The sequence below is a fragment of the Marinomonas sp. IMCC 4694 genome (genome assembly GCF_008122525.1).
In the GTDB taxonomy this organism is placed as follows: Bacteria; Pseudomonadota; Gammaproteobacteria; order Pseudomonadales; family Marinomonadaceae; genus Marinomonas.
The window spans coordinates 1,021,674-1,047,241 of the sequence record NZ_VSRV01000001.1 but is presented as its reverse complement, the minus strand read 5'-3'; the positions used below and the strand labels follow the sequence as shown (position 1 = coordinate 1,047,241).

Sequence of the window (25,568 nt, the reverse complement as noted above, 5' to 3'; positions counted from 1 at the left end):
ACTAAGCGCTTAACGCGTCATGTAATACGTTTTCAATTTGCTCTTTTTCGATGCCTTTGCCGATGAAGACCAGTTGGGTTTTGCGCACTTCATCTGGCTGCCATAGACGATCGAAATAACGATCTAAACGGGTGCCGACCACTTGAAAAACCTGACGCATAGGTTTGCCATGCACGGCCGCAAAACCTTTGATACGAAAAATATTGTTCTTCTCCACCAGCTCCGACAAGGTTTCTTGCAACAAGTCTGATTGCACTTCGCCTAACGTCACGACGAAAGAATCGAAATGATCGTGGGCGTGATCGTGATGTGCACCATGAGCATGATGATGATCGTGATGGTTGTGCACCTCGTCGATGCGGCTTTCGCTTGCGGCGTCTATGCCCAACAAAACATCCAGCGCGGTTTCGCCATTTTCGATGTACACGGTTTTCACCGTATCGGGCACTTGATGCGCAATGATTTTTTGCACGCGGGCGCGTTGTTCGTCGTTCAATAAATCGTTTTTGCTGACGACCACTAAATCCGCTGCGCTGAGTTGATCGTCGAGTAATTCTTGCAAGCTTGGGTCGTGATCTAGGCTCTCGTCGGCTTGGCGCTGAGCTTGCACCTTGTCTTCATCGTGGGCAAAACGTCCTGCGGCCACGGCCGCACCGTCTACCACGGTAATCACCGCATCGACTGTACAATGCTCTTTGATACCCGGCCAATTAAACGCTTGCACCAACGGCTTTGGCAACGCCAAGCCACTGGTTTCAATTAGGATATGATCGATGTCGGCTCGGCGCGCAACCAATTGCTGCATCACGGGCAAAAACTCTTCTTCTACCGTGCAACAAATGCAACCGTTGGCCAGTTCGTAAAAGCCGTCGTCGCTGCGTTGACCACCTTCTTTGCCATCATCGTCACAGTCGATCGGACAAGAGCGAAGTAAGTCTGAATCTATGTCTAATTCGCCAAATTCGTTGACGATCACCGCAATGCGCTTGCCCGCGGCTTGTTTCAATACGTTGGATAATAAGGTGGTTTTACCACTGCCTAAAAAGCCAGTGACGATCGTAGTAGGTATCTTATTCAGCTGCATAATCAATCCTTGCCCTTAATTTTGTTCGTCACGACGACGGTGAATTTTTCTAAAAATGTGCGCTTGGCTCTTGTCGTAAAGATAAGAATCGGCGAAGTCGTCCGTGTCCAATACTCGACCTACTAAAATAAGACTGGTTCGAGTGAATTTTTTCTCACGTACTTTGACCACAATATCCGCTAACGTGCCCACCACATAATCTTGGTCTGGCCAGCCTACGCGATAACACACGGCTACAGGGCAATCTTCGCCATAATGTGGAATCAATTCATCAACGATTTTATGAATGCGCGTGATGCCCAAATGTATCGCCAAGGTTGCACCACTTTGCGCTAACGCCGGCAAACGCTCGCGCTCTGGAAAGGGCGTTTTGCCTTCATAGCGCGTCATGATCACGGTTTGAGATACGCCAGATAACGTCAGCTCTTTGCGCAACATAGCGGCAGACGCCGCAACCGCGCTGACGCCAGGAATCACTTCGTAGTCAATATGGAGAGCTTCCAAACGCCGAATTTGTTCGCCAATCGCGCCATATAAAGCGGGGTCGCCAGACTGCAAGCGGGCCACGTCTTTGCCTTCCTGGGCGGCTTTTTTGATCACCGCGGTGGTTTCGTCTAGGTTCATCTCTGCCGTGTCGTAAATGGCCTCGGCTGAGTGACGAACGCTGTCGATAATTTGCATGGGAATCAAGGAGCCCGCGTACAAAATGATGGGACAGCGCTCGATCAATTTGACCGCCTTCACTGTCATCAATTCTGGGTCGCCCGGCCCTGCGCCGATAAAATAGACTGTCATACTGTTCCTTAATCGTACTCGGCTTACAGCTTTTTCGAGTAACCGCGTGGGGTGTAAATCCAAGACTTGTCGCCGTTGACGATGTGTTTGGTGTCTGAATTGCCTACGCTGACCATGGTAAACATGTCAACGTCTTTGGCGTCGAGCTCACCCAATGTGGTAAAAGTGATCTCTTCTTCTGGACGCGTTAACTGTCGCCCAATCATTACCGGTGTGCTGGATGGACGATACTGCAATAAGACATCGCGGGCATGGTTTAGTTGCCAATCGCGTTTCTTGGATACGGGATTGTAAAACGACACGACAAAATCCCCTGCGCCACAGGCGTGCAAGCGCTTGTCGATGGTTTCCCAAGGCGTGAGCAAATCGGACAAGGAAATGGTACAAAAATCGTGACCAAGCATGGCACCAACGCGGCTGGCACCGGCTTGCATCGCCGAAATGCCGGGGATCACCTCAATGTCTACATCGAGCCATTCTGGGTGATTTTCTTTGCCTTGCAATTGCATATCAAGCAATTCAAATACGAGGGTTGCCATGGCGTAAATACCAATGTCACCACTGGAAATAAGCGCGGTATTTTTACCCTGTGCGGCGAGATCAAGTGCTAATCGAGCGCGACCAATTTCTTCGCCTAACGGCAAATTATGAAAGATTTTACCCGCACTGAGGTCACCCAGTAAATCCAAGTAGTAACCGTAGGCAACCCAATCACTGCAGGTCGCCAAGGCTTTGGTGGCATTGGGTGCCACCAACCCTAAATCACCCGGCCCCATGCCCATTACAAATAACTTACTCATACTATCTCTACAATTTAATCAAGCGCCGTAAGACACGAATAGCGCCATTGTACACGGATTGTTTATTCGGCGAGATGAAAACAGCACGATTTGCAATGAGCGGGATTCAGGCGAGCCATAACAAAACTCTTCTATTTTTTCTCATCAAGATCTGAGTGTGTGGCTGATAGCATAATAAGTGCAGCAAGTGTGAATAGCGCCTTTTTGTCACATTCTCGCTTTGACAGCCGTTATTAAAAACAAGTATATTGCCTCGTCGGTTTAGGCCGACTTCGTTCTCGGGGCGGGGTGAAATTCCCCACCGGCGGTAAAGATGATGACTGAACAGTCTCTCTAAGCCCGCGAGCGCCTTTAAGAAGCCTTTCTTTTAGGGTCAGCAGATCTGGTGTGATTCCAGAGCCGACGGTTACAGTCCGGATGATAGAGAGCGCGTCAGACAAGTCCTCAGCCACTCGCTGTTTTTCAGTGCGTGTCTATTTAGGTATCTCATTGATAAGTGAGGTAGTTGCCTGTCCGTTCGCCCTGATTCACCTTTGCTATTTGAGGTTACAAAATGAATCAGAGCTCAACGAATATTGAATTCACACCAGCAACAAAACGTATTGCCATTCTTCACGCGTCTTGGCACGAAGACATTGTTTTGAATTGCGTCGAAGGTTTTAAAACCGAATTAGTCAAACGCGGTTATAGCCTAGATTTGATCGATGTTATTCCTGTGCCAGGTGGTTATGAAATCCCATTGCAAGCAAAGCTGCTGGCGAAGAGCGGTTTATACGCGGCCATCGCCGGAACCGCCCTTGTGGTAGATGGCGGAATTTACCGCCACGACTTCGTTGCTCAAGCCATTTGCGATGCGCTAATGCAAGTACAGCTTGAAACCGAAGTGCCTGTGATGACCGCCGTATTAACACCGCACAACTTCCACGAACACGACGAGCACAAAGAATACTTTAGCCGTCACTTTGTGAAAAAAGGCATTGAATTGGCTAACGCTTGCGATCAAACCATACGTTTGACTGAAAAAGCAAAAAGCTTGATTTAGCCCTGCCTAGATGCCCCGACTTGCCATTTTAATCGAGTGACAGACGGGGCATTTTTATGTCTTCAGCCTTCCTTTACATACGAACTTTTTCCCTTAACGCATCATAAGCCAGACTGTGCTTGTCCTTTTCTGCACAAATGCTCAGCATATCGTCGATAAAAAAAGCCAAGGCGCGACGTTCAACCTGTTCTATGCCTTGCTGTTGCGTGGCCGATAAGTTGCCGTATTTTGAGGCTGCGCCAAAATCGCCGAACAAGACATGCCCATCATCGCTGATGAGCGTATTATGAGCGTACAAATCCCCATGGCTGACTTTCTGCTGACAAAAATGCGCCACAAGATTTTCAAGCTGACCAACAATCCGAGCGATGGTGTCGATCGACAAAACCTGACCCTCATCGAAAGTATCCCGCGTACAAGACACCAAACTGGGTGGCAAACCTAAATTAGAATAATGAGGAGGGATCAACCCCATCACCAACGCAGAGCACTCGGCTTCGGCGACTTTTGCCAACGGGGTGACAAGATTTTCGTGATAGCCTACCGCCAAACAAGCGTCTAGTTCGTCTTCCGGAAAGCCATCACTGGTGACTTGCCCTTTGAAGACTTTCACCGCGACCTTGTCATCAAAGCCAAAAGGATTGCGCTGCCAAGTCGCAAGGGAAATCACCCCAGAAGCGCCCTGCCCCAATACTTGATGCAAGGATAAATCTGCAAACGCCACGGTTTTGAACTCGTTATGTGGGTCGCGCGCAGCACAAAAAGGGTTGCCCGAAAAGGCGAGCCACGCCAACCGCGGTAGCGCCAACAACACGTCTGGAAAAGCGTCCAACTGATTGGCAGACAAACGAATCAACTCCAGTTTACGGCACGCCGCCATGGAATCAGGGAGTCGACGCAAACGATTCCCCGCTAACGCCAGCTTTTGCAACTGAGTCAACCTGCCCATATCATCGGGCAAATCCGTAATGTGATTGTCCGTAAGAATTAACCAGCGAGTCTGTGACGGTAACGACGACGATGTGACTCGTGTGATGTGGTTGCTTTTAAAACCGATCATTTCTAGGTGCTCGCACCGTCCTAACACGGCAGGCAACTCAGTAAAGCGATTATTAGAACAGAAAACAATGCGCAGCTTTTTCAAGCGCGGCAAATCCTCGGGCAAATGGCTTAGGGCATTATGGGATAAGTCCAAAATTTCCAGCGTATCAGCAAGGTCGTAAATCGCTTCAGGGAAGGCCGTCAGATTCTCAGACAGTTGTAAGCGAACAATACCCTTTAATTCGCCGCGGTTTAGTTGGTCAAGTGTGTGCACAATGAGGACTCTTTTTAGCAGAATAACAGGCGGAAAAAAACCGCCATAAAAAACACCTATTATAACCTCGAAGGCGTCTGTAAAGGCAAAGTACAAAAAAGCAAAACCAGAAACTATTCTGTTGTTTGAGGGTCTATGGTTCGAGTCTGCTGTTGACGTTTGTATTGAAAGTCTTTGAGCACAATCGTCAGTGCATCGACCGCAACGTCTGGTGCAATATTATGCTCTTCAAGCATTTCTATCAGGTCAACGGCCAGTTTTATGTGATCTGGCGCAGTATCTAAAGACATGGGCGTTCCTTATTAAAAAGTGATGAAAGAATCATAGCCAAATAAACGCCAGCTCAACACTAACATTTACCGCGAATTAAAGCCGACTCAATGTGGCTGGGGGTATTTACCTTCGCTATTATCTGGGATAATGCGGCACAAATTTTGACCGATTTTTCTATCACGCCCGATACCAAGAGCAAATAATGATCAAACGACATAAAACCGCCAAAGAACTCTTTTCTTACCCATTATATTGGGCTGAGTGTTACGGCGTTTCGCCTTTCCTGCCTACCACACGAGAAGAAATGGATATTTTAGGCTGGGACAGCTGCGATGTGATCATTGTATCGGGAGACGCCTATGTGGATCACCCCAGTTTTGGCATGGCCGTGTTAGGACGACTCTTGGAATCCAAAGGCTATAGGGTCGGCATTATTGATCAGCCTGATTGGCGAAACACGGACGATTTCATGCGTCTTGGTCGCCCCAATCTGTACTTTGGTGTAACAGCGGGCAACATGGATTCCTTAATTAACCGCTATACCGCGGATTTAAAAGTCCGTAACGACGACGCTTACACACCTTATGGTATCGGCGGAAAACGTCCTGATCGCGCCGTGATTGTGTATTCTCAACGCTGTAAGGAAGCCTTTCAAGATGTGCCCGTAATGATAGGCGGCATTGAAGCCAGCTTGCGTCGTATTGCTCAATACGATTACTGGAGTAACGAAGTTCGCCGCTCTGTGTTGATCGATTCTACAGCCGACATCTTGCTTTACGGCAACGCGGAACGCGCCATGTTAGAAGTCACTCATCAAATGGCGATGGGCAAAACCCTTGACGAATTAACCAACATCCGCGGCACCACGATTGTGCGTAACGCGCCACCGGGCGGCTTTACCGAAATAGACTCAACACGGGTCGATTGGCCTGGCAAAGTCGATCAAATTTACAGCCCATACGAATACATCCCTGAAGGCAAATGCCAAACCAAAGACGAGGAAGATTCGGACGTGATGCCGATTCGTGTTATTCCAGCCCCGTTGCGTCGGGGCGAAAAACTCGATCCTGAAAAAACCTACGTTCGCTTACCCTCCTTTGAGAAAGTATCCAAAGACCCTGTGCTGTACGCCCATACGTCGCGTATTTTGCACCTTGAGTCTAACCCACACAACGCACGCGCCTTGATCCAAAAACACGGCAAAAAAGAAATTTGGGTCAACCCGCCACCGATTCCATTGGAAACACCAGAAATGGATGGCGTGTTTGATTTACCTTACGCACGCGTGCCCCATCCGAAATACAAGAAAGCCCGCATTCCGGCGTATGACATGATCAAAACCTCGATCAATATTATGCGCGGTTGCTTTGGTGGTTGTACTTTCTGTTCGATCACCGAACACGAAGGCCGAGTCATTCAGTCGCGCTCACACGAATCTATTTTAAAAGAAATTGAAGACATCAAGGTCAAGGTGCCCGGCTTCACCGGTCACATTTCCGATCTGGGCGGCCCTACCTCGAACATGTACACGTTGAATTGTAACGATGACGAAGTTCAAGCCTCGTGCCGCAAATTATCTTGTGTGTACCCGACTATCTGCTCAAACTTAAATACAGACCACAGCCCGACAACCGAACTGTACCGTAAAACCCGTGCAGTGGAAGGCATCCATACCGTGTCGATTGCCTCCGGATTGCGTTATGACTTGGCGGTAGAAGACCCAGAATACGTGCGTGAACTGGTAACGCATCACGTTGGTGGCTTATTGAAAATTGCCCCAGAGCATTCCGAAAAAGACACCTTGTCAAAAATGATGAAGCCGGGGATGGGCAGTTATGACCGCTTCAAACGCATGTTTGATAAATACTCAAAAGAAGCGGGCAAAAAGCAACATTTGATCCCATACTTTATCGCGGCTCATCCAGGCAGCTCAGACGAAGACATGCTGAATTTGGCTGTTTGGTTAAAAACCAACGATTTCAAGCCAGACCAAGTACAAACCTTTTATCCTTCGCCCATGTCACTGGCCACCGCCATGTATCACTCAGGGAAAAACCCACTTAAACCCGTTACCTATAAAAGTGAAGACGTTTATACGCCAAAAGACGCCAAACAACGCACGGTTCAAAAAGGCTTTTTGCGCTACCATGATCCAAGAAATTGGCAAGACCTTCGCAACACCTTAATTAAAATGGGGCGAACCGATCTGATAGGTCATGGGGAAAACAAGCTTGTACCGGCCGAAGAAAAAGACCGACAAGTACGCCAACGCCCACAAAAAGCCAAACCAGGCCAAGCTATCGGCGCATCTCACACCTCAAACCGCCCAACAATGGAGAAGAACGTCGCGGCTGAAAAAGCCCAGCGTAAGAATCATCATTCAGGCAACCCCCCAGGCAGCCGTACCTCTGGCGTTGAGCAAGCAACACCGACGAAACGTCGTAAAACAAAAGTGAAGTCCCGTCAGCAATAAATAACGCTCCATGACATAAAGCCATCGGAAAGTGACAAAAAAAATCTCGACCTAGGTCGAGATTTTTTGCTTTGAATGCCGCCAATAAAACGGACATGGCGTATTTTGAGACTTTTTATAATAACTGTTTTAAAGCGTAAAAGTCCGGCCATCACCACCTAGATGCGTTTGATGTTCCATGGCAGCAGGCCATCAAGGCTTTCGTTGGTCTGTCGTTTTGGAAGCGCATCGAAGAGTGTCACTAGATAATCATAAGGGATGAGGCCATTTGCTTTGGCGGTCTCGATCACACTGTAAAGTATGGCGCTCGATTTGGCTCCGTTACCGGTATTGGCAAGTCGAGTCAGCAAGGGGGAATTTTGCCCCCAAGCTGCTCACAGAACCGTACGTGACAGTCTCCCGTCATACGGCTCTTGGTTGCACATTTGATGCACGAAGTAATTCCCAATGAGCAAACAGCGTCGGCATTCTTTTACGTACTTGATCAAGCTTGCGCTCCGCTTCTCGCGTACCTGTTTTCAGCTTGCATCTTGCCCATTTAATCAATCTTGATTGAAAAACAGACCAGATACGATAACTGAAGTGTCGGTACCAAAACTTGCCATAGTAGTGTATCCATCCTCTTAACGAGGCATTGTACCTCTGTGCAAGTTCTTTCAGTGTCGCTCCAGATGATCGATGTATTCGCCATGACGTTATCGTTTTAGTGATTCGTTTCATAGCGATCATTGAGGCACCCGCCGCGCATTTTCTGAACAGACAACCATCTTTTCGCCTAAGCGTTCTGACCTTAAAGTCATAACCTAGGAATGTGAAAACTTTCTTTACATTATGGCGTGGAAACGTATCTATGTAGACCACATTCGATTTGGCCTCATTAATACTCAATCCCACTTCTTCCATTCGTCGTTGGATCGCTTCTTTTAGCTTCACCGCCTCTGACATTCGACTGCAGTGACATACAATGTCGTCTGCGTACCGTTCAAACGGTACATAACGCCACTGTTTGTCCATCCATCGATCAAAGGCATAGTGAAGAAATAGGTTCGCTAACAAGGGTGAGATAACGCCACCTTGCGGTGTACCACGTGATCTCAGAGTTAAGGTACCAGCCTTGTTTGGATCTGCCATGGGGGCTTCCATCCACCTACGACAGTACAATATTACCCAGCGAGGCATATCGTGGTGCTCTAACGCTTTCACCACCAGATCATGACTAACGTGGTCAAAGAAGGCCTTAATATCTACCTCTAATACCCAGCTTTTGAGGCGGCAGTGACGCTCACATTGCGCTAACGCCATATGAGCTGATCGATTGGGACGATAACCAAATGAGCTATTATGAAATAGCGTATCCAGTCGCGCTTCCAAATAAATCTTGACTGCCCCTTGCGCGATACGATCACTGACTGTTGGAATACCCAGTATTCTGTCTGAACCATCCGCTTTCGGAATTCGCTTTTCACGAACGGGTGGCGGTAGGTAACTGCCAGAACACAATCGGTTCCATATCTTGTAAAGATTACGGTCTCTGTTGTGATCAAATTGCGTCATTGTTTGGCCATCGTAACCCGGCGCACCTTTATTGCGTTTAACCGATTTATACGATTGCCACACGAGAGACTTGGGAATCTCAAATGCTTTGCCTTGCATTAAAACGTCATCCTCTTAAAAAAAAGTTGTGTTCTAACCAATTTGGCGACCCAGACCCCTTCGCTCCAGCACCATTACAGCGCCTTCGACACTACTACGAGTCTGTCCGTCCCTACTGCACGATACGTGCTAGCAGTAGGTTCTCACGTTCCCTAAACTGGCCTGTCTGGAAGTCTCGCTGCCTTAACACCGTATGCCGCGTAGTCAGTAATCAGGTATCCACTACACTTATCAGGGGGTGGCTGTACAACCCCTTTTTGACATCACCTAAGATTTCGATGCTTCTTCGAACAGTTCACTTTCGTTCGACTCTTCCAGACTCACATGACGGTAGTATCTCCGCCTTTTCCTGAGTCGCTCACTACCGAAGATCTTAATCAACAGCAGCATCAGGTAGTTTGATCAGTGCGCCTGAACGCCCTGACCGGAGGGCCTTCCTCCATCCAACTTAGAGCATGGATTCATCATGCTGTAATCAGTTCTACTTCATAATGTCTCCTTCGTGACACACACAACCAGTTTTTACGACCAATAACGAAGGATTTGGTGCGCGTATAGAAAACCGTTTGGCTATCTGCTTCAACATAGACGTTGTCTTCTTGAGAGTCACCGTCTGACTCATCAAACAGATCGCCTTGACTTAGGGACACTTCAGAGCCTTTACCAAACTGTCTCCATAGGTTAGATGCGGATGGGCGTCTTCTACATTGAGCGAAAGACCATCCAACAACCAATTTAACTGACGGGTGAGACTTGAATAGACAGTTGTTCATCATCAATACCTGACAACTGAAAATGCCCTTTTTCAAGGCGCTTATAATGCAACCAAAAACCATTCGACGCCCAATATAAAATTTTGACTTTATCGCGCTCTCGTCCACAAAAGACGAAAATATGGTCACTACAAAGCTCTTTTTCCAGATAGTACGCTACAATATTGCACAGCACATCAATGACTTTATGCATATCGGTTGGCCCACAAATGAGGGTTACATTAAGTTGAGCGGAAGCCGTAACATGAGTCTTTTATCCCAATTTAAAGAATAAAAGACTTTATGGTTTTTGGTAGATAATACTATGTGAGGTGTAACCGACGTTTGCCAGCAAACAAATGCATGAACGTGATTTCATAAAGCGCGTCTTTCATAGCAGGATCGCTCATGTTGTAACAATGCGGCATGCAGTGAATGCGAAACATCGTAGACAGAGGGTATGGTCTTCTTCCCTACCCAGCTTTTGGATAGAAAGGTTCAATAACCGCTTCAAGCTGATCCCACGGGCATCAAGTTATCCATTCGAGTCAAGAAAATCTCTTTGCGTGTTTTACGACGTTTGTTGTTGGATTCGCTATCGCCAAAAATGAGTTGATGTGACACGGTGATGGTGAGACTCGAAGGTTAAAAATGAATTGTCTCATGGTGAAGGCTTGTTCACATCTTCCTTTGGTGGGTCGATTTTTTTGGGGTGAACTTAGGGTGAACTTAGGTTTAAATTAGTTTATATTAGTTTATATTAGTTTATATTAGTTTATATTAGAGACCTTTGCATGAGCAGTCGATCTAGCCATATTGCTTGCCAAAGGTCTTTTATAAAAAATTCAATCAACGTCTTTATAGAAAACGGTCAACATCGTTAAAAATCAGTGCTCTTTAACTCATAAAAATGCCCACATAGTCCACTTGGACGGACTTTACTTGCTATCTCAGCATTCTCGTTGGATACGAAACGCCCGTTTTAGGTTGTAAGCCATACAAATTAAACTCACCCTAGCCTGATTGCGAGCCCGTCCTAGATAACGCGCTTTACCTAACCCATAGTGCAATTTCATTATCCCAAAGACATGCTCTACACGGGAACGAATACTGGAAAAATAACGGTTTTGCTTTTCTTGATCCTCGTTAAGAGGTCTATTACGATAAGCTCGATGGATAATGCATTCTTTGACCTTTTTTTGCTTCAATAACCTGCTGTGCTGGGCACTTTTGTACGCACTGTCTGCATACACTTCCCGCTCATGACCAGTGAGTATCGATTCAAATGGAATCGAATCGTGAACATTGCCTGCCGTGAGCATGACTTCTTTGACAAAACCATCCTCATCCACATTTGTATGGGCCTTAAAACCATAGGTGGTTTTACGTTTTCCATCGCTGCTTTGCTTAACGCTATAGCCTGCTTCTGGGTCTTGCGTGTTTTTACCCTCAGCATTCTTACGAGGACGAGCATTCTTCGCTTCTATCACGCTGGCATCTATGATGCTTATCTCACCTTGTTTGATGATCAGACTTTGTTCGGCTAACTGGGCATTGATCTCGGTCATCGCTGCGTCTAGTAATCCGTTTTTCTCTAGCAGATTACGGAAACGCCAAATTGTACTGTGGTCGGGAACGCCTTGATCTAGGCCGACACCGACAAACCGGCGAAATAATAAGTCGCGAGCCAGTGCTTTTTCCAGCGCTGGGTCACTTAGGTTGTGCCATGATTGCAATAACAAAGCTTTAAACATCATCAACGGAGGCCAAGCGCGTTCACCTTTTGTACGGTTGTGAATGTCACAGAATAATCGCTCAATGCAGGACCAATTCAACAAGTCATGAATCTCGTCAAATTCTTCAATAAACCGATTCGATGCTTGCAGCGCATCGGCAAAGCTCTGTTGTTTTAACTCTTTCCACGCCATTTTTTGATTGCTCTTCTTTGCTTTTGGTTATTATCTCATAGGATCGAAGGGGATTATTCGTGCAAAGGTCTCTATTAGTTTATATTAGTTTATATTAGTTTATATTAGTTTATATTGTTGTATTATTGAGAATAATCTAAAAATATAAAGGAAATATGATGGAGGTAATTGCAAAACTGTCGATATAAGCCATATCTATTCGTGGAATAACGAAAAAAGAGAAGACGTGGGCTGCCGTTTCCGGCGACGATAGCGTTCTCACACAACATCGACATACCCACTCTATGAATGCTACGACGCCCCAACAAATAATGCAACGCTGGCAAATCGTTCAAGGCCAATTGATTCCTGCTTTACACCAAGAAATAGGCTTGTTGACCCCAAAACTTGAAAAACTGATTCATATCTTGGAATGGTCTCGCATCGAAGAGTTTGTGACACGCTTTTCGTATCGGACGGGGCGTCCTCCCCATGAACTCGCTTGGTTAGCCAACGCGTTTGTTGCCAAGGTAGTGCTTGGGCTTACCACCACGGTGCATCTAATAGAACGCCTAAACATGGACAAAGCATTACAGCGAATCTGTGGATTTCCGCTTCATAAGAAACTGCCCTCAGCCTCGACTTTTTCTCGTGCGTTCGAGACGTTTGCCAAAGATAAGTTGGCCGAACGTGCCCACGAGGTGCTGATCAAAATGCACTTTGGAGATCGTCTCATTGGGCATATCAGCCGAGACGGGACGGCGATTAAGGTGAGAGAACGTCCACAAAAGATCGACAAAGTGGACACGGATAAACCTAAGCTTAAAGGGCGGCCCCGCAAGGACAAAGATGAAAACCGCCCGATCAAATTCAATGTGGCACGGCAACGTACCCAATGCCTAGAAGAGATGCTTAAAGAGATCCCGGTTGATTGCCGTCGTGGCACAAAATGCAATGCTCAAGGCTATAAAAACAGCTGGAATGGCTACAAACTGCATCTAGACATTGCAGACTGTGGCGTCCCCATCTCCGCTTTGCTGTCCTCAGCCTCCATGCATGACAGCCGTGCCGCCATCCCTCTGTCTCACATCAGTGCGGCGAGGGTGACCAACCTTTATGATCTGATGGACGCCGCCTACTGCAGTATTGACCTGCATGAGCACAGTAGAGAGTTAGGGCATGTGCCCCTGATAGATCACAACCCCAGAGGGGGCGAGAAAGAAGGATTTGAACCCGCCGATACGGTGCGTTATCGGGAACGTTCGGGCGCAGAACGAGCCAATGGCCGACTCAAGGATGAGTTCGGAGGTCGACACATCTGGGTACGTGGTGAGGTAAAAGTCATGAGTCACCTGATGTTTGGCATTTTAGTACTGAGTGTCGATCAACTGCTTCGACTGCGGCAATAAATCGCAGAAAGATAAGTCATGTATCGAGGATATTGTGCTTCTGGGGTGGTCACAGAACGAGCCGCTATGATCAATAAAGAGAGAAAAGCGATGACGACCTAGTCAAAATAGAAAATGCATAGAAACACATGCTTAACTGAGTAAAAAAACAGCCTCTAAAAGGGCGATAAGTTATCCACAAATGGGTTGGCTATTAGTTTTGCAAGATGCTCGATGGTTAAGAGCTTTAGTGAGCTAAGAGAATCTGTTGGTAATGCCATACAGGATGTTGAACCAGTATATGAAAAGACTGAAAAATTCTTAGATATAGTAGACACTAAAATAAATAAAATAGCTAAAGATATAAGAGAAGAAATGGCAGAAGAAAGAGAGGCAATCCATAAAAGCCAAATTAAATATCTATGTATAAATATTTTAATCTTAATCACTTCAGTTGGCACTTTATTTATTAATAAATTTATCAATTTCATTTTCTAGATTTTATTATTTGACATGATTTCAATATGACTATTACAAATGATTTTAATAAGACCTTAATCTTAAAAGAGGTTAAAGGTGGTGATTTTCCAGCTGTCATTATAATTAATGGCTTTCTTTCAGGAAGCGATGAAAAAATAGATGATTGGTTGCTTTTTATTAATGAATTATATCCAAAAAATAAAGTTTATCATGCTAAGTGGAATGCAGGCGACCTTCTTAGCGCATTAAAAAACGATGGGCTTTTCTCAGTCAATAAAAGACTATTGATGCTAGCTAGCTCATTTAAATTAAAAGCTATTTTAGCCGCTACAAGCACTATTGCAGTTAATAAAATTGCAGGTCTTTGGAGTGGTGCTTTTAATGAGACTCGTAGAGTTGGGCAAGACCTATCTGTTCTTATTAATAAAAATAAAGAATTACATGGCTGTATATTAATGGGACATTCATTAGGCGCACGAGTTGTTTATCATACGCTATCACACTTAGATAAATCTGTTGTTAGTGCTTCATATCTTCTTGCTGGCGCTGTTTCATCAGAAGAAAATGAGTGGAAGCCTGTACTGTTGTCACACAAATCAATTAAAATTATTAATTGCATGAGTAATAATGATTTTGTTCTTAAGACAGCTTATAAAATAGGATGTTTGTTTGATCATAAACCTATTGGGTTATTTCCCTTGTTAATTAAAGATGAATTTTCTATATTTAATGTTGATGTTTCAAAATATGCTAGTGGCCATCTTAGTTTCAAAAACAAGGAAATGGGTCGATATTTGAATAAAAAAATCCTTGAGCCAAGGCGAATAAAACAAAGAATACTTGCTATTAAGAATAGCTCAGAATAGTAAATGGTTTTAAGTTAATAGGTGATATTCATATAAGGAAGTTGGTGTGAGTTGTAAATACAAAGAAGATAAGGATTTAGCCTTTCTAAGATATGCTGATAATGAAATGCTTGACATTCTTGTAAAGCATTTAACTTTAGATAAGGATGGTAAAAAAAGAAAATCTGAGTCATTAATTGGTAATAAAGATTTCATTGAGGCAAACGGTGATTACCGCAAGGTATGGCAGTTGATAGGAGCAGAGATTCAGCATTACGGTGGAGACACTATTGAGCATCTTGCAAAACTAATAGCCAACCCATTTGTGGATAACTTATCGCCCCTTTAGAGGCTGTTTTTTTACTCAGTTAAGCATGTGTTTCTATGCATTTTCTATTTTGACTAGGTCGTCATCGCTTTTCTCTCTTTTTTGATCATAGCGGCTCGTTCTGTGACCACCCCAGAAGCACAATATCCTCGATACATGACTTATCTTTCTGCGATTTATTGCCGCAGTCGAAGCAGTTGATCGACACTCAGTACTAAAATGCCAAACATCAGGTGACTCATGACTTTTACCTCACCACGTACCCAGATGTGTCGACCTCCGAACTCATCCTTGAGTCGGCCATTGGCTCGTTCTGCGCCCGAACGTTCCCGATAACGCACCGTATCGGCGGGTTCAAATCCTTCTTTCTCGCCCCCTCTGGGGTTGTGATCTATCAGGGGCACATGCCCTAACTCTCTACTGTGCTCATGCAGGTCAATACTGCAGTAGGCGGCGTCCATCAGATCATAAAGGTTGGTCACCCTCGCCGCACTGATGTGAGACAGAGGGATGGCGGCACGGCTGTCATGCATGGAGGCTGAGGACAGCAAAGCGGAGATGGGGACGCCACAGTCTGCAATGTCTAGATGCAGTTTGTAGCCATTCCAGCTGTTTTTATAGCCTTGAGCATTGCATTTTGTGCCACGACGGCAATCAACCGGGATCTCTTTAAGCATCTCTTCTAGGCATTGGGTACGTTGCCGTGCCACATTGAATTTGATGTAAGCGTCCGGCAAACCACACATTTTAATCCCTTTACAACTCCTTAAAGTCTGTTGTCTTTTAAATAGGAGCAACAGACTCATGTTTACCGCGTCATCTCAACTCAACGTCACCCTTATTTGTGGCCCTACCGATATGCGAAAAGCCATTGATGGACTCTGTAATATTGTCGCCTACAATCTTGAAAAAGAGCCTTGTAGCGAACAATTGTTTGTCTTCTGTGGACGAGCACGTGACAAGATCAAAATCCTGCAATGGTCAAACAATGGTTTTTGGTTACATTACAAACGATTGGAAAAAGGCCACTTCCAATGGCCGGGGATTGATGATGAACTCTTGTCCCTTCAGGTTTCCTCCAGACAACTCAATTGGTTGCTGGACGGCCTACCGATTCATTCTTCACAAGCTCATCCGCATTTAACCTACCGATATCATGACGAATAGCCCATTTGGTTGGTATAATCCAACCCATGAAAATACGCTCAGAAGACTTACCCAATGACATTGACTCGCTTAAGGCCAAATTGCTTGAGCAAGCTTTGCTATTGGATGAAAAAGACAGTCTTCTGGGTAAAAAGGATATTCTGCTTGCCCAATGGCAATCCAAGTATCAGCTTATTTTGGAACAGTGGCGTTTGGCGCAGCAAAAGCAGTTTGGCAAAAGCTCGGAAGTCTCGCCCGGCCAAGGAGAGTTGTTTGATGAAAGTGCGATTGAGGCAGCAGAGGCATTAACCGATGCCGAGCCTGAAACGCAAACCATCTCTTACACTCGTGCCAAGCCTAAGCGCAAACCCTTGCCCAAAGACCTGCCGCGCGAAATCGTTGTGCTGGACGCTGCCGAGTCTGATAAAGTCTGTTCCTGCTGCCAAGGGGCGCTTCATTGTATTGGTGAAGACCGTTCTGAAAAGTTAGAGTTTATCCCAGCCCAACTCAAGGTCATCGAAACAGTCCGCCCTAAATACGCGTGCCGTGAGTGTGAAAAGACAGGCACGCAGAACGCCATCAAACAAGCGGCTATGCCACCGAGTATTATCCCAAAAGGCATCGCCACACCGAGTTTGCTGAGTCAGATTATCACCGGTAAATTCCAATACAGCTTACCGCTCTATCGACAAGAAACCTTATTTAAACAATACGGTATTGAGTTAAGCCGACGAACCATGTCAGATTGGATGAAAAAATGTGCTGATGCCTTAGAGCCGCTTTATGAACGGCTACATCAAGAATTACTGAAACAGTCCGTCATCCAAGCCGATGAAACCACGCTTAATGTGATTAAAGAAGCTCGTTCAAAATGCTACATGTGGGTGTATTGCACTGGCAATGATGCCCCAGACAAACACAACCCGATCCCGAATATTGTCTTATACGATTACCAACCGACTCGAAGTGGGCAATGCGCCGTTGATTTTTTACAAGGCTTCGATGGCTATCTCAATGTGGATGGTTATCAAGCGTACGAATCGACCCAAGCCACGCTGGCAGGCTGCTGGGCACACGCACGTCGAAAATTCATTGAAGCCGAAAAAGGCATGCCAAAGGGCAAATCAGGAAAAGCGACCATCGCCATCAGCTACATCAAAAAACTGTACGCCATCGAAACGCTGGCCCAACAGGCCGACAATGCAGAAGCCGCATTTAAAATCCGTCAGGAACAAGTCCCCGAAGTCTTAGCGAACTACAAAGCATGGCTTGAAAAATCGGCTCAACAGGTGCCACCTAAATCCTTATTAGGCAAAGCCATCCAATACAATCTCAATCAATGGGACAAACTCAGTGTTTACTTGACTGATTGGCGCATCAACATCGACAACAATCGTGCTGAACGCGCCATTAAACCCTTCGTTATTGGACGTAAAAATTGGTTGTTTGCTAACACAGGAAGTGGCGCAAAATCCAGTGCCATGCTTTACAGCATCATCGAAACAGCGAAAGCCAATGGGCTTATCCCGTATGATTACTTAGTCAGATTGTTTGAAGAACTGCCGAGAAGAAAGGAAAATGATGACATGGACGATTTATTGCCGTGGAATATCAGGCTAACTTAAGTTTGAGAATAAAGAGAAAAACCTTCCCGCTGCATCCATGCAGCCTTGAATCTTCCTGAAAAGAGACAGAACCTCCATCCTGGAGGCGTGGGCAAATCCGTTCGCCCTCTGTCTAATAATTAATTTACCGATATAATCCCTTCCATGCAAGCCTGATGATAAAGAAACTCTTTTTCAAGGTGGTGATTACCGGACGCTTACAATTTGATCGGGCGTTTTTCATCTTTGTCCTTGCGGGGCCGCCCTTTAAGCTTAGGTTTATCCGTGTCCACTTTGTCGATCTTTTGTGGACGTTCTCTCACCTTAATCGCCGTCCCGTCTCGGCTGATATGCCCAATGAGACGATCTCCAAAGTGCATTTTGATCAGCACCTCGTGGGCACGTTCGGCCAACTTATCTTTGGCAAACGTCTCGAACGCACGAGAAAAAGTCGAGGCTGAGGGCAGTTTCTTATGAAGCGGAAATCCACAGATTCGCTGTAATGCTTTGTCCATGTTTAGGCGTTCTATTAGATGCACCGTGGTGGTAAGCCCAAGCACTACCTTGGCAACAAACGCGTTGGCTAACCAAGCGAGTTCATGGGGAGGACGCCCCGTCCGATACGAAAAGCGTGTCACAAACTCTTCGATGCGAGACCATTCCAAGATATGAATCAGTTTTTCAAGTTTTGGGGTCAACAAGCCTATTTCTTGGTGTAAAGCAGGAATCAATTGGCCTTGAACGTAAGCGTCCGGTAATCACCACCTTGAAAAAGAGTTTCTTTATCATCAGGCTTGCATGGAAGGGATTATATCGGTAAATTAATTATTAGACAGAGGGCGAACGGATTTGCCCACGCCTCCAGGATGGAGGTTCTGTCTCTTTTCAGGAAGATTCAAGGCTGCATGGATGCAGCGGGAAGGTTTTTCTCTTTATTCTCAAACTTAAGTTAGCCTGATATTCCACGGCAATAAATCGTCCATGTCATCATTTTCCTTTCTTCTCGGCAGTTCTTCAAACAATCTGACTAAGTAATCATACGGGATAAGCCCATTGGCTTTCGCTGTTTCGATGATGCTGTAAAGCATGGCACTGGATTTTGCGCCACTTCCTGTGTTAGCAAACAACCAATTTTTACGTCCAATAACGAAGGGTTTAATGGCGCGTTCAGCACGATTGTTGTCGATGTTGATGCGCCAATCAGTCAAGTAAACACTGAGTTTGTCCCATTGATTGAGATTGTATTGGATGGCTTTGCCTAATAAGGATTTAGGTGGCACCTGTTGAGCCGATTTTTCAAGCCATGCTTTGTAGTTCGCTAAGACTTCGGGGACTTGTTCCTGACGGATTTTAAATGCGGCTTCTGCATTGTCGGCCTGTTGGGCCAGCGTTTCGATGGCGTACAGTTTTTTGATGTAGCTGATGGCGATGGTCGCTTTTCCTGATTTGCCCTTTGGCATGCCTTTTTCGGCTTCAATGAATTTTCGACGTGCGTGTGCCCAGCAGCCTGCCAGCGTGGCTTGGGTCGATTCGTACGCTTGATAACCATCCACATTGAGATAGCCATCGAAGCCTTGTAAAAAATCAACGGCGCATTGCCCACTTCGAGTCGGTTGGTAATCGTATAAGACAATATTCGGGATCGGGTTGTGTTTGTCTGGGGCATCATTGCCAGTGCAATACACCCACATGTAGCATTTTGAACGAGCTTCTTTAATCACATTAAGCGTGGTTTCATCGGCTTGGATGACGGACTGTTTCAGTAATTCTTGATGTAGCCGTTCATAAAGCGGCTCTAAGGCATCAGCACATTTTTTCATCCAATCTGACATGGTTCGTCGGCTTAACTCAATACCGTATTGTTTAAATAAGGTTTCTTGTCGATAGAGCGGTAAGCTGTATTGGAATTTACCGGTGATAATCTGACTCAGCAAACTCGGTGTGGCGATGCCTTTTGGGATAATACTCGGTGGCATAGCCGCTTGTTTGATGGCGTTCTGCGTGCCTGTCTTTTCACACTCACGGCACGCGTATTTAGGGCGGACTGTTTCGATGACCTTGAGTTGGGCTGGGATAAACTCTAACTTTTCAGAACGGTCTTCACCAATACAATGAAGCGCCCCTTGGCAGCAGGAACAGACTTTATCAGACTCGGCAGCGTCCAGCACAACGATTTCGCGCGGCAGGTCTTTGGGCAAGGGTTTGCGCTTAGGCTTGGCACGAGTGTAAGAGATGGTTTGCGTTTCAGGCTCGGCATCGGTTAATGCCTCTGCTGCCTCAATCGCACTTTCATCAAACAACTCTCCTTGGCCGGGCGAGACTTCCGAGCTTTTGCCAAACTGCTTTTGCTGCGCCAAACGCCACTGTTCCAAAATAAGCTGATACTTGGATTGCCATTGGGCAAGCAGAATATCCTTTTTACCCAGAAGACTGTCTTTTTCATCCAATAGCAAAGCTTGCTCAAGCAATTTGGCCTTAAGCGAGTCAATGTCATTGGGTAAGTCTTCTGAGCGTATTTTCATGGGTTGGATTATACCAACCAAATGGGCTATTCGTCATGATATCGGTAGGTTAAATGCGGATGAGCTTGTGAAGAATGAATCGGTAGGCCGTCCAGCAACCAATTGAGTTGTCTGGAGGAAACCTGAAGGGACAAGAGTTCATCATCAATCCCCGGCCATTGGAAGTGGCCTTTTTCCAATCGTTTGTAATGTAACCAAAAACCATTGTTTGACCATTGCAGGATTTTGATCTTGTCACGTGCTCGTCCACAGAAGACAAACAATTGTTCGCTACAAGGCTCTTTTTCAAGATTGTAGGCGACAATATTACAGAGTCCATCAATGGCTTTTCGCATATCGGTAGGGCCACAAATAAGGGTGACGTTGAGTTGAGATGACGCGGTAAACATGAGTCTGTTGCTCCTATTTAAAAGACAACAGACTTTAAGGAGTTGTAAAGGGATTAAAATGTGTGGTTTGCCGGACGCTTACCTTCAAACGATGTATTTGGCAAATAAACTGGGCAAGTTACAAGATAAGATAGATATAATTTCACAAGACATACACTCTCAAAATGCTATTTATTTTATAGGTAAATTAACTGAATACTTTGGTATCGTAGAATCTGCTAGAGTGTTGTTGCTTGATAAAGACTTGACTACTGAATCTAAGGACATTGCAAATATATATCTTAGTGAAATGGCAATAAAAAGAAATGAATTGTTTTCCTTGGTCGATAATTTTATTGGGCTTTTGGATAATATGAGTGAACGTCATACTGATTTAATGTTGGATTTTATTAATACTTTATTAGATATAATGCCAAAAGGAATTTATATAGAAAATCAGCTTTATGAAAGCCAAGGGAAATTCAAAATGGCAGATCACATATTAAAAATCTCATCAATGAGATACAAGAAAACCCTTTTTTCCTATGGTGAATTTTGTAAGAAAAAAACTAAGAGTATAATTTTGAGTGAAGATGTTAAACATGTAAAATTATTTCAAGACAATGAAATAAACTTCAAAAAAATATCAAAATCAGAGTATAATGTAGCCCTCCTTCATAAGGGCACTCTAAAATTAGATTTAAATTGAGTCTATATAAAAAGGATTTAAGAATGGATAAAATATCAAGTGAAGATTTTGATAAAAATAGTGCTGGCATTAATATTGAAGGTTATTCAGAAACAGGGTTTTGGGAAAAAACCCTTAAGTATGCAAAAGTTATTGGTTTAGAATCGATGCGGAAAGTACTTCAACTTTATTATGCTTTAGAGAGTGAATTCTGCACTGCCAAACATAAAGCTATAATTTATGGTGCGCTTGCTTATCTTGTTTCTCCTTTTGATATCATACCTGATCTTACTCCTTTTTTAGGGTATACAGACGATATGGCGATCATAGCAAGTGCATTGTATGCTGTTGCAGTGCTAATAGACGATGAGGTTATTGCTAAAACAGAAACAAAATTGAAATCGTTTTTTGGATAAACTAAGCGTTTTTAAAATGTACATCGCTATGCGCAGTATCTTATTAATCGTTCCTGAATAATGGCGTTTCAGTCAAGAAACGCCATGTTATTTTTAGACATTTTCATTAGAAATGTTATTTTCAGCCATAACAACGTGTTAAGACGACTTATAGTCCACCAAGCTCAAAGACGCATCGCTGTCCATTAATTCGTCTTGCATGCTTTCCACATGACCCGCCACTTCATCTGGTGAAGTAAAGTGGGCAATGTGATACATGGCATCGCCTTCTTGAACCAGGGGAATATTTTGCTTACCAATAATGATGCCGCCGTTTTTGCACAGCACCTTATCTAAAATATCACCGTAAGGGTCTTTAATTTCGGCCAGTACGTCGCCGGCTTCCACCAAGTCACCCAGCTCTTTTATGTGGGTTGTGAAACCGCTGTCGGTCGCTCTTACCCAGCTGCTACTGCGGGCAATCCGCGGTTCTGACAAGGACTTTTTACTGCGCGACTTTGGCAGCATACCTAAATAACGCATCACTCCCACAATGCCTTTTACGCCGGCACGAATGGATAATTCATCAAAACGCAAAGCCTCGCCTGCTTCGTACAAAATCACTTTTGCCCCCACGTCGTTAGCGCATTCACGCAAGGAGCCATCGCGTAAATTGGAGTTCATCAGTACGGGCACACCAAATGCTTTCGCAATCGCTAGGGTTTCGGCATCGTCTAAATTCGCTCTGACTTGTGGAAAATTAGTTCGGTGCAAACTGCCCGTATGAAGATCAATACCGTAGTCGGCTTTTGACACAATTTCACTTAGAAAGCGATCCGCGACGCGCCCAGCCAATGAGCCACGCTTAGAACCCGGAAAAGATCGATTTAAGTCACGACGGTCAGGCAAATAACGACTTTGATTCAATACGCCATAACCGTTCACTATCGGCACTGCAATCAAGGTGCCCTTGATGTTTTCAAGATATTTGCTTTGAATGATGCGGCTGATGATTTCAATGCCGTTTAGTTCGTCCCCATGAATCGCAGCGCTAATAAATAACGTCGGCCCAGAGCGTTTGCCACGTTTCACAAACACCGGCATAGACATATTGGTGTCCGTGTACAGCTTCACCATCGGCAACTTAATCCGTGCCGTGCCGCCTAAAGGAATGTCCACATCACCGATGGTTAATATTGAAGCGCTCATTAACCTTTTCCTTTCGTTTTAGTTGTGCCCAAAAACGCGGTTTTTTCGATGTGCTCGATGATCATTGAAGCAACATCTTTACCAGTAGCTGTCTCGATGCCTTCTAAACCAGGAGAGGAATTCACCTCCATGATCAAGGGGCCATTGTTGGAGCGCAAAATATCCACACCACACATGTTTAGGCCCATCGCTTTTGCGGCTTCCACTGCGGTACGGCGCTCTTCAGGAGTCAAACGGATTAAAGAAGCCGTTCCACCGCGGTGCAAGTTTGAACGGAACTCACCTTCTGCACCTTGACGCTTCATGGCCGCAATAACTTTTCCACCCACGACCAAACAACGAATGTCCGCGCCACCCGCTTCTTTGATGTATTCTTGTACCAAAATATTGGCTTTTAACCCCATAAAAGCTTCAATGATTGACTCAGCGGTTTTATTCGACTCAGCCAATACCACACCAATACCCTGTGTACCCTCTAACAACTTGATTACAACAGGCGCGCCACCGACGTTTTTCAATAAATCGCCGATTTTATCTGGATGATTCGCAAAGCCCGTTTTGGGTAATCCCAACCCTTTTCGAGACATCAGCTGCAGCGAACGCAATTTATCCCGCGAACGACTGATCGCCACGGATTCATTGATACTGTAAGTGCCCATCATTTCAAATTGTCGGACCACAGCCGTACCATAAAAGGTCACTGAGGCGCCAATGCGAGGAATCACAGCATCGTATTTTGGCAAAGGCTTACCGTTGAAGCGCACAGAAGGATTGCTGCTGGTGATGTCCATATAACAGTGCATGGTATCAATGACATCCACCTCATGACCCAGCTTTTCACCGGCCTCAACCAAACGACGGGTAGAATACAGTCTAGGATTACGAGAAAGAATTGCGATTTTCATAGATGTCCTTTGAACAAAAAAGAAGGTAGGGAAGCTTATTAAAAAAACACAGATAGTCGTGGCGCGAGAATAGTAAATAACCTTACTTTTAGAAAGCGATTTCGTCTATTTTTAGCAAATATTTAACCAAAAATCCCCAAGTACAATGACCACAATCATCGCGCTTGGGGATGTTTCTAACAGAACGAAAACACTCGTTATACGACAGCGTTATTTCTTCGGTGCGTAGGGGTTTTCTGATGACTTAAATTCAAAAATAATCGGCGTACCAGTAATGTTTAACACGGTTCTAAACTTATTCTCAAGGTAGCGTTTATAGCTACCAGGAATGGAATCCGTTTGGTTACCGTGCACCACAATACGCGGAGGATTCGATCCACCTTGGTGAGCGTAGCGCAACTTAATACGACGGCTGTTCACCATAGGCGGCTGATGCTCAGCAATGGAATCTTCAAGAATACGCGTTAAACGATTGGTAGACCATTTGGCATAACAAGAGTCGTAGGTACTTTGAATGGTATCGTACAAATCCCCCACACCAGTGCCATGCAAAGCGGAAATGTAATGCACTTTAGCATACGGCACAAAGCCTAAGCGGCGCTCAACTTCGCTTTTGATGTGTTCGCGATCGTCTTTTTTAAGACCGTCCCATTTGTTAATCGCAATGATCACACCACGGCCAGCATCCAGTACATAACCGATCATATGAAGGTCTTGTTCTACCAAGTCTTCATGGGAATCGATCACCACAAGCACCACGTTGGCGTCTTGAATTGCTTGTAATGTCTTAACAATCGAGAACTTTTCGACCGCTTCTTTGACATGTTTACGGCGACGAATACCCGCCGTATCGATCAAGGTGTATTCTTTATCATGGCGCACATAAGGGATATACACACTGTCACGGGTCGTTCCCGGCATGTCATACACAACCACACGATCTTCGCCTAACATGCGGTTAACCAGTGTAGATTTACCCACATTTGGACGACCTACCACACCAATACGAATACCACGAGACTCTAAGTTAATTTGGCTTTTTGCTTCTTCTACTTGGGCAGCAAGGGGCAACATTACCTTGTCTATTAATACATGCACACCTTTGCCGTGAGACGCGGCAATAGGGTGTAATTCGCCAAATCCTAATGAATAAAAATCAGCCAAAGCAATGTCTTCATTAATGCCGTCCGTTTTGTTCACGACAAGAGAAACTTGCTTATTAGAACGGCGCAAATGATTCGCAATCATTTCATCCGCCGGATTTAAACCATGGCGACCATCAACAAGGAACAACACCGCATCGGCCTCTTCAATGGCCAACAAAGACTGACGCGCCATTCGCTCGTCGATACCCTGTTCATCACCACTGATGCCGCCAGTATCAATGACAATAAATTCGTGCTCACCAAGCTTGCCGTCGCCGTATTTACGGTCTCGGGTTAGGCCTGGATAATCGGCAACCAAAGCATCACGTGATCTCGTCAATTGATTGAAAAGCGTGGATTTGCCAACATTGGGTCTACCTACCAATGCAATAACTGGAATCATTTTTTTACCTATAAATATACGAAAGCGGCCACCATCCCTCAAAAAGAG

At 45.1% G+C, this 25,568-nt stretch carries 24 protein-coding genes, 4 pseudogenes and 1 riboswitch; of the genes and pseudogenes, 10 read left to right on the top strand and 18 right to left on the bottom strand.

What is annotated here, in order from left to right; all coding sequences use genetic code 11:
* Position 1: 1 nt before the first annotated feature.
* Genes cobW through cobJ form a run of 3 tightly spaced genes read right to left on the bottom strand, consistent with a single transcriptional unit; the run spans position 2 to position 2,679 of the window.
* Positions 2-1,084, bottom strand: a complete 1,083-nt coding sequence (gene cobW / locus FXV75_RS04835; RefSeq protein WP_148831437.1) for a cobalamin biosynthesis protein CobW — start codon at positions 1,082-1,084, stop codon at positions 2-4.
* Positions 1,085-1,099: 15 nt separating this feature from the next.
* A complete protein-coding gene (gene cobM / locus FXV75_RS04830) occupies positions 1,100-1,879 on the bottom strand; it encodes a precorrin-4 C(11)-methyltransferase (protein ID WP_148831436.1) in 780 nt (259 codons plus the stop codon).
* Positions 1,880-1,902: 23 nt separating this feature from the next.
* The gene (gene cobJ, locus FXV75_RS04825; protein ID WP_148831435.1) at positions 1,903-2,679 is read right to left on the bottom strand and encodes a precorrin-3B C(17)-methyltransferase; all 777 of its coding nucleotides are present in this window, start codon (positions 2,677-2,679) and stop codon (positions 1,903-1,905) included.
* A gap of 270 nt (positions 2,680-2,949) precedes the next feature.
* Positions 2,950-3,112, top strand: a riboswitch (FMN riboswitch).
* Between the two features lie 120 nt (positions 3,113-3,232).
* Here cobJ and FXV75_RS04820 point away from each other — a divergent pair.
* Complete coding sequence (locus FXV75_RS04820) at positions 3,233-3,721, top strand: 6,7-dimethyl-8-ribityllumazine synthase (RefSeq protein ID WP_148831434.1); 489 nt, start codon at positions 3,233-3,235, stop codon at positions 3,719-3,721.
* Positions 3,722-3,794: 73 nt separating this feature from the next.
* On the opposite strand, the gene FXV75_RS04815 is transcribed toward FXV75_RS04820, so the two are convergent.
* On the bottom strand, positions 3,795-5,036 hold the full coding sequence (locus FXV75_RS04815) for a leucine-rich repeat-containing protein kinase family protein (protein WP_148831433.1): 1,242 nt from the start codon (positions 5,034-5,036) through the stop codon (positions 3,795-3,797).
* 113 nt (positions 5,037-5,149) lie between these two features.
* Positions 5,150-5,326, bottom strand: coding sequence for a YbaM family protein (locus tag FXV75_RS04810; RefSeq protein WP_148831432.1), 177 nt, complete (start codon positions 5,324-5,326; stop codon positions 5,150-5,152).
* 185 nt (positions 5,327-5,511) lie between these two features.
* Here FXV75_RS04810 and FXV75_RS04805 point away from each other — a divergent pair, with 185 nt between their 5' ends.
* Positions 5,512-7,782 (top strand): YgiQ family radical SAM protein, encoded by a 2,271-nt coding sequence (locus FXV75_RS04805; protein WP_148831431.1) that lies wholly within the window; start codon positions 5,512-5,514, stop codon positions 7,780-7,782.
* A 158-nt stretch (positions 7,783-7,940) separates the two neighbouring features.
* Here FXV75_RS04805 and FXV75_RS04800 read toward each other — a convergent pair.
* From FXV75_RS04800 to FXV75_RS04775, 6 genes and pseudogenes are all read right to left on the bottom strand, one after another.
* A pseudogene (locus FXV75_RS04800) lies at positions 7,941-8,105 on the bottom strand (transposase domain-containing protein); the annotation flags it as partial.
* Positions 8,106-8,184: 79 nt separating this feature from the next.
* The gene (gene ltrA, locus FXV75_RS04795; RefSeq protein ID WP_148831430.1) at positions 8,185-9,435 is read right to left on the bottom strand and encodes a group II intron reverse transcriptase/maturase; all 1,251 of its coding nucleotides are present in this window, start codon (positions 9,433-9,435) and stop codon (positions 8,185-8,187) included.
* 464 nt (positions 9,436-9,899) lie between these two features.
* Complete coding sequence (locus FXV75_RS04790) at positions 9,900-10,085, bottom strand: hypothetical protein (RefSeq protein ID WP_148831429.1); 186 nt, start codon at positions 10,083-10,085, stop codon at positions 9,900-9,902.
* An 85-nt stretch (positions 10,086-10,170) separates the two neighbouring features.
* A complete protein-coding gene (tnpB, locus tag FXV75_RS04785; RefSeq protein WP_262368597.1) occupies positions 10,171-10,419 on the bottom strand; it encodes an IS66 family insertion sequence element accessory protein TnpB in 249 nt (82 codons plus the stop codon).
* A 118-nt stretch (positions 10,420-10,537) separates the two neighbouring features.
* Positions 10,538-10,811: pseudogene (locus tag FXV75_RS04780) on the bottom strand (transposase); the annotation flags it as partial.
* Positions 10,812-11,137: 326 nt separating this feature from the next.
* Positions 11,138-12,115 (bottom strand): IS5 family transposase, encoded by a 978-nt coding sequence (locus tag FXV75_RS04775; RefSeq protein ID WP_148830718.1) that lies wholly within the window; start codon positions 12,113-12,115, stop codon positions 11,138-11,140.
* 284 nt (positions 12,116-12,399) lie between these two features.
* On the opposite strand from FXV75_RS04775, the gene FXV75_RS04770 reads away from it, so the two are divergent.
* From FXV75_RS04770 to FXV75_RS04755, 4 genes are all read left to right on the top strand, one after another.
* Positions 12,400-13,503 carry a transposase gene (locus FXV75_RS04770; RefSeq protein ID WP_187424847.1) on the top strand — a complete coding sequence of 368 codons (1,104 nt, stop codon included), beginning with the start codon at positions 12,400-12,402 and terminating at the stop codon, positions 13,501-13,503.
* A gap of 213 nt (positions 13,504-13,716) precedes the next feature.
* Entirely contained in the window at positions 13,717-13,980 is a 264-nt protein-coding gene (locus FXV75_RS04765; RefSeq protein WP_148831427.1) for a hypothetical protein, read from the top strand.
* Positions 13,981-14,006: 26 nt separating this feature from the next.
* The gene (locus FXV75_RS04760; RefSeq protein WP_148831426.1) at positions 14,007-14,828 is read left to right on the top strand and encodes a DUF726 domain-containing protein; all 822 of its coding nucleotides are present in this window, start codon (positions 14,007-14,009) and stop codon (positions 14,826-14,828) included.
* A gap of 46 nt (positions 14,829-14,874) precedes the next feature.
* Complete coding sequence (locus FXV75_RS04755) at positions 14,875-15,156, top strand: DUF3944 domain-containing protein (protein WP_148831425.1); 282 nt, start codon at positions 14,875-14,877, stop codon at positions 15,154-15,156.
* 155 nt (positions 15,157-15,311) lie between these two features.
* Here FXV75_RS04755 and FXV75_RS04750 read toward each other — a convergent pair.
* Positions 15,312-15,839: pseudogene (locus FXV75_RS04750) on the bottom strand (transposase); the annotation flags it as partial.
* Between the two features lie 100 nt (positions 15,840-15,939).
* On the opposite strand from FXV75_RS04750, the gene tnpB (FXV75_RS04745) reads away from it, so the two are divergent.
* Positions 15,940-16,302: an IS66 family insertion sequence element accessory protein TnpB gene (tnpB, locus tag FXV75_RS04745; RefSeq protein WP_148830796.1), complete on the top strand. Its 363-nt coding sequence runs from the start codon at positions 15,940-15,942 to the stop codon at positions 16,300-16,302.
* 26 nt (positions 16,303-16,328) lie between these two features.
* A complete protein-coding gene (gene tnpC / locus FXV75_RS04740) occupies positions 16,329-17,906 on the top strand; it encodes an IS66 family transposase (protein WP_148830795.1) in 1,578 nt (525 codons plus the stop codon).
* 287 nt (positions 17,907-18,193) lie between these two features.
* On the opposite strand, the pseudogene FXV75_RS04735 reads toward tnpC (FXV75_RS04740), so the two are convergent.
* From FXV75_RS04735 to tnpB (FXV75_RS04725), 3 genes and pseudogenes are all read right to left on the bottom strand, one after another.
* Positions 18,194-18,616 (bottom strand): annotated as a pseudogene (locus tag FXV75_RS04735) (transposase); the annotation flags it as partial.
* Between the two features lie 213 nt (positions 18,617-18,829).
* Positions 18,830-20,407, bottom strand: a complete 1,578-nt coding sequence (tnpC, locus tag FXV75_RS04730; protein WP_148830795.1) for an IS66 family transposase — start codon at positions 20,405-20,407, stop codon at positions 18,830-18,832.
* Positions 20,408-20,433: 26 nt separating this feature from the next.
* Positions 20,434-20,796 (bottom strand): IS66 family insertion sequence element accessory protein TnpB, encoded by a 363-nt coding sequence (gene tnpB / locus FXV75_RS04725; RefSeq protein WP_148830796.1) that lies wholly within the window; start codon positions 20,794-20,796, stop codon positions 20,434-20,436.
* Here tnpB (FXV75_RS04725) and FXV75_RS04720 point away from each other — a divergent pair.
* Both FXV75_RS04720 and FXV75_RS04715 read left to right on the top strand, forming a co-directional pair.
* Positions 20,795-21,484 carry a hypothetical protein gene (locus FXV75_RS04720; protein WP_148831423.1) on the top strand — a complete coding sequence of 230 codons (690 nt, stop codon included), beginning with the start codon at positions 20,795-20,797 and terminating at the stop codon, positions 21,482-21,484. The genes tnpB (FXV75_RS04725) and FXV75_RS04720 overlap by 2 nt on opposite strands.
* Positions 21,485-21,507: 23 nt before the next feature.
* Positions 21,508-21,879 carry a YkvA family protein gene (locus FXV75_RS04715; protein ID WP_148831422.1) on the top strand — a complete coding sequence of 124 codons (372 nt, stop codon included), beginning with the start codon at positions 21,508-21,510 and terminating at the stop codon, positions 21,877-21,879.
* Positions 21,880-22,017: 138 nt separating this feature from the next.
* On the opposite strand, the gene FXV75_RS04710 is transcribed toward FXV75_RS04715, so the two are convergent.
* From FXV75_RS04710 to der, 3 genes are all read right to left on the bottom strand, one after another.
* Positions 22,018-23,067 (bottom strand): succinylglutamate desuccinylase/aspartoacylase family protein, encoded by a 1,050-nt coding sequence (locus FXV75_RS04710; protein ID WP_148831421.1) that lies wholly within the window; start codon positions 23,065-23,067, stop codon positions 22,018-22,020.
* Positions 23,067-23,972 carry a 30S ribosomal protein S6--L-glutamate ligase gene (gene rimK, locus FXV75_RS04705; protein ID WP_148831420.1) on the bottom strand — a complete coding sequence of 302 codons (906 nt, stop codon included), beginning with the start codon at positions 23,970-23,972 and terminating at the stop codon, positions 23,067-23,069. Before rimK ends, FXV75_RS04710 begins: the two co-directional genes overlap by 1 nt.
* A 210-nt stretch (positions 23,973-24,182) precedes the next feature.
* Entirely contained in the window at positions 24,183-25,520 is a 1,338-nt protein-coding gene (gene der, locus FXV75_RS04700; protein WP_148831419.1) for a ribosome biogenesis GTPase Der, read from the bottom strand.
* Positions 25,521-25,568: the final 48 nt, after the last annotated feature.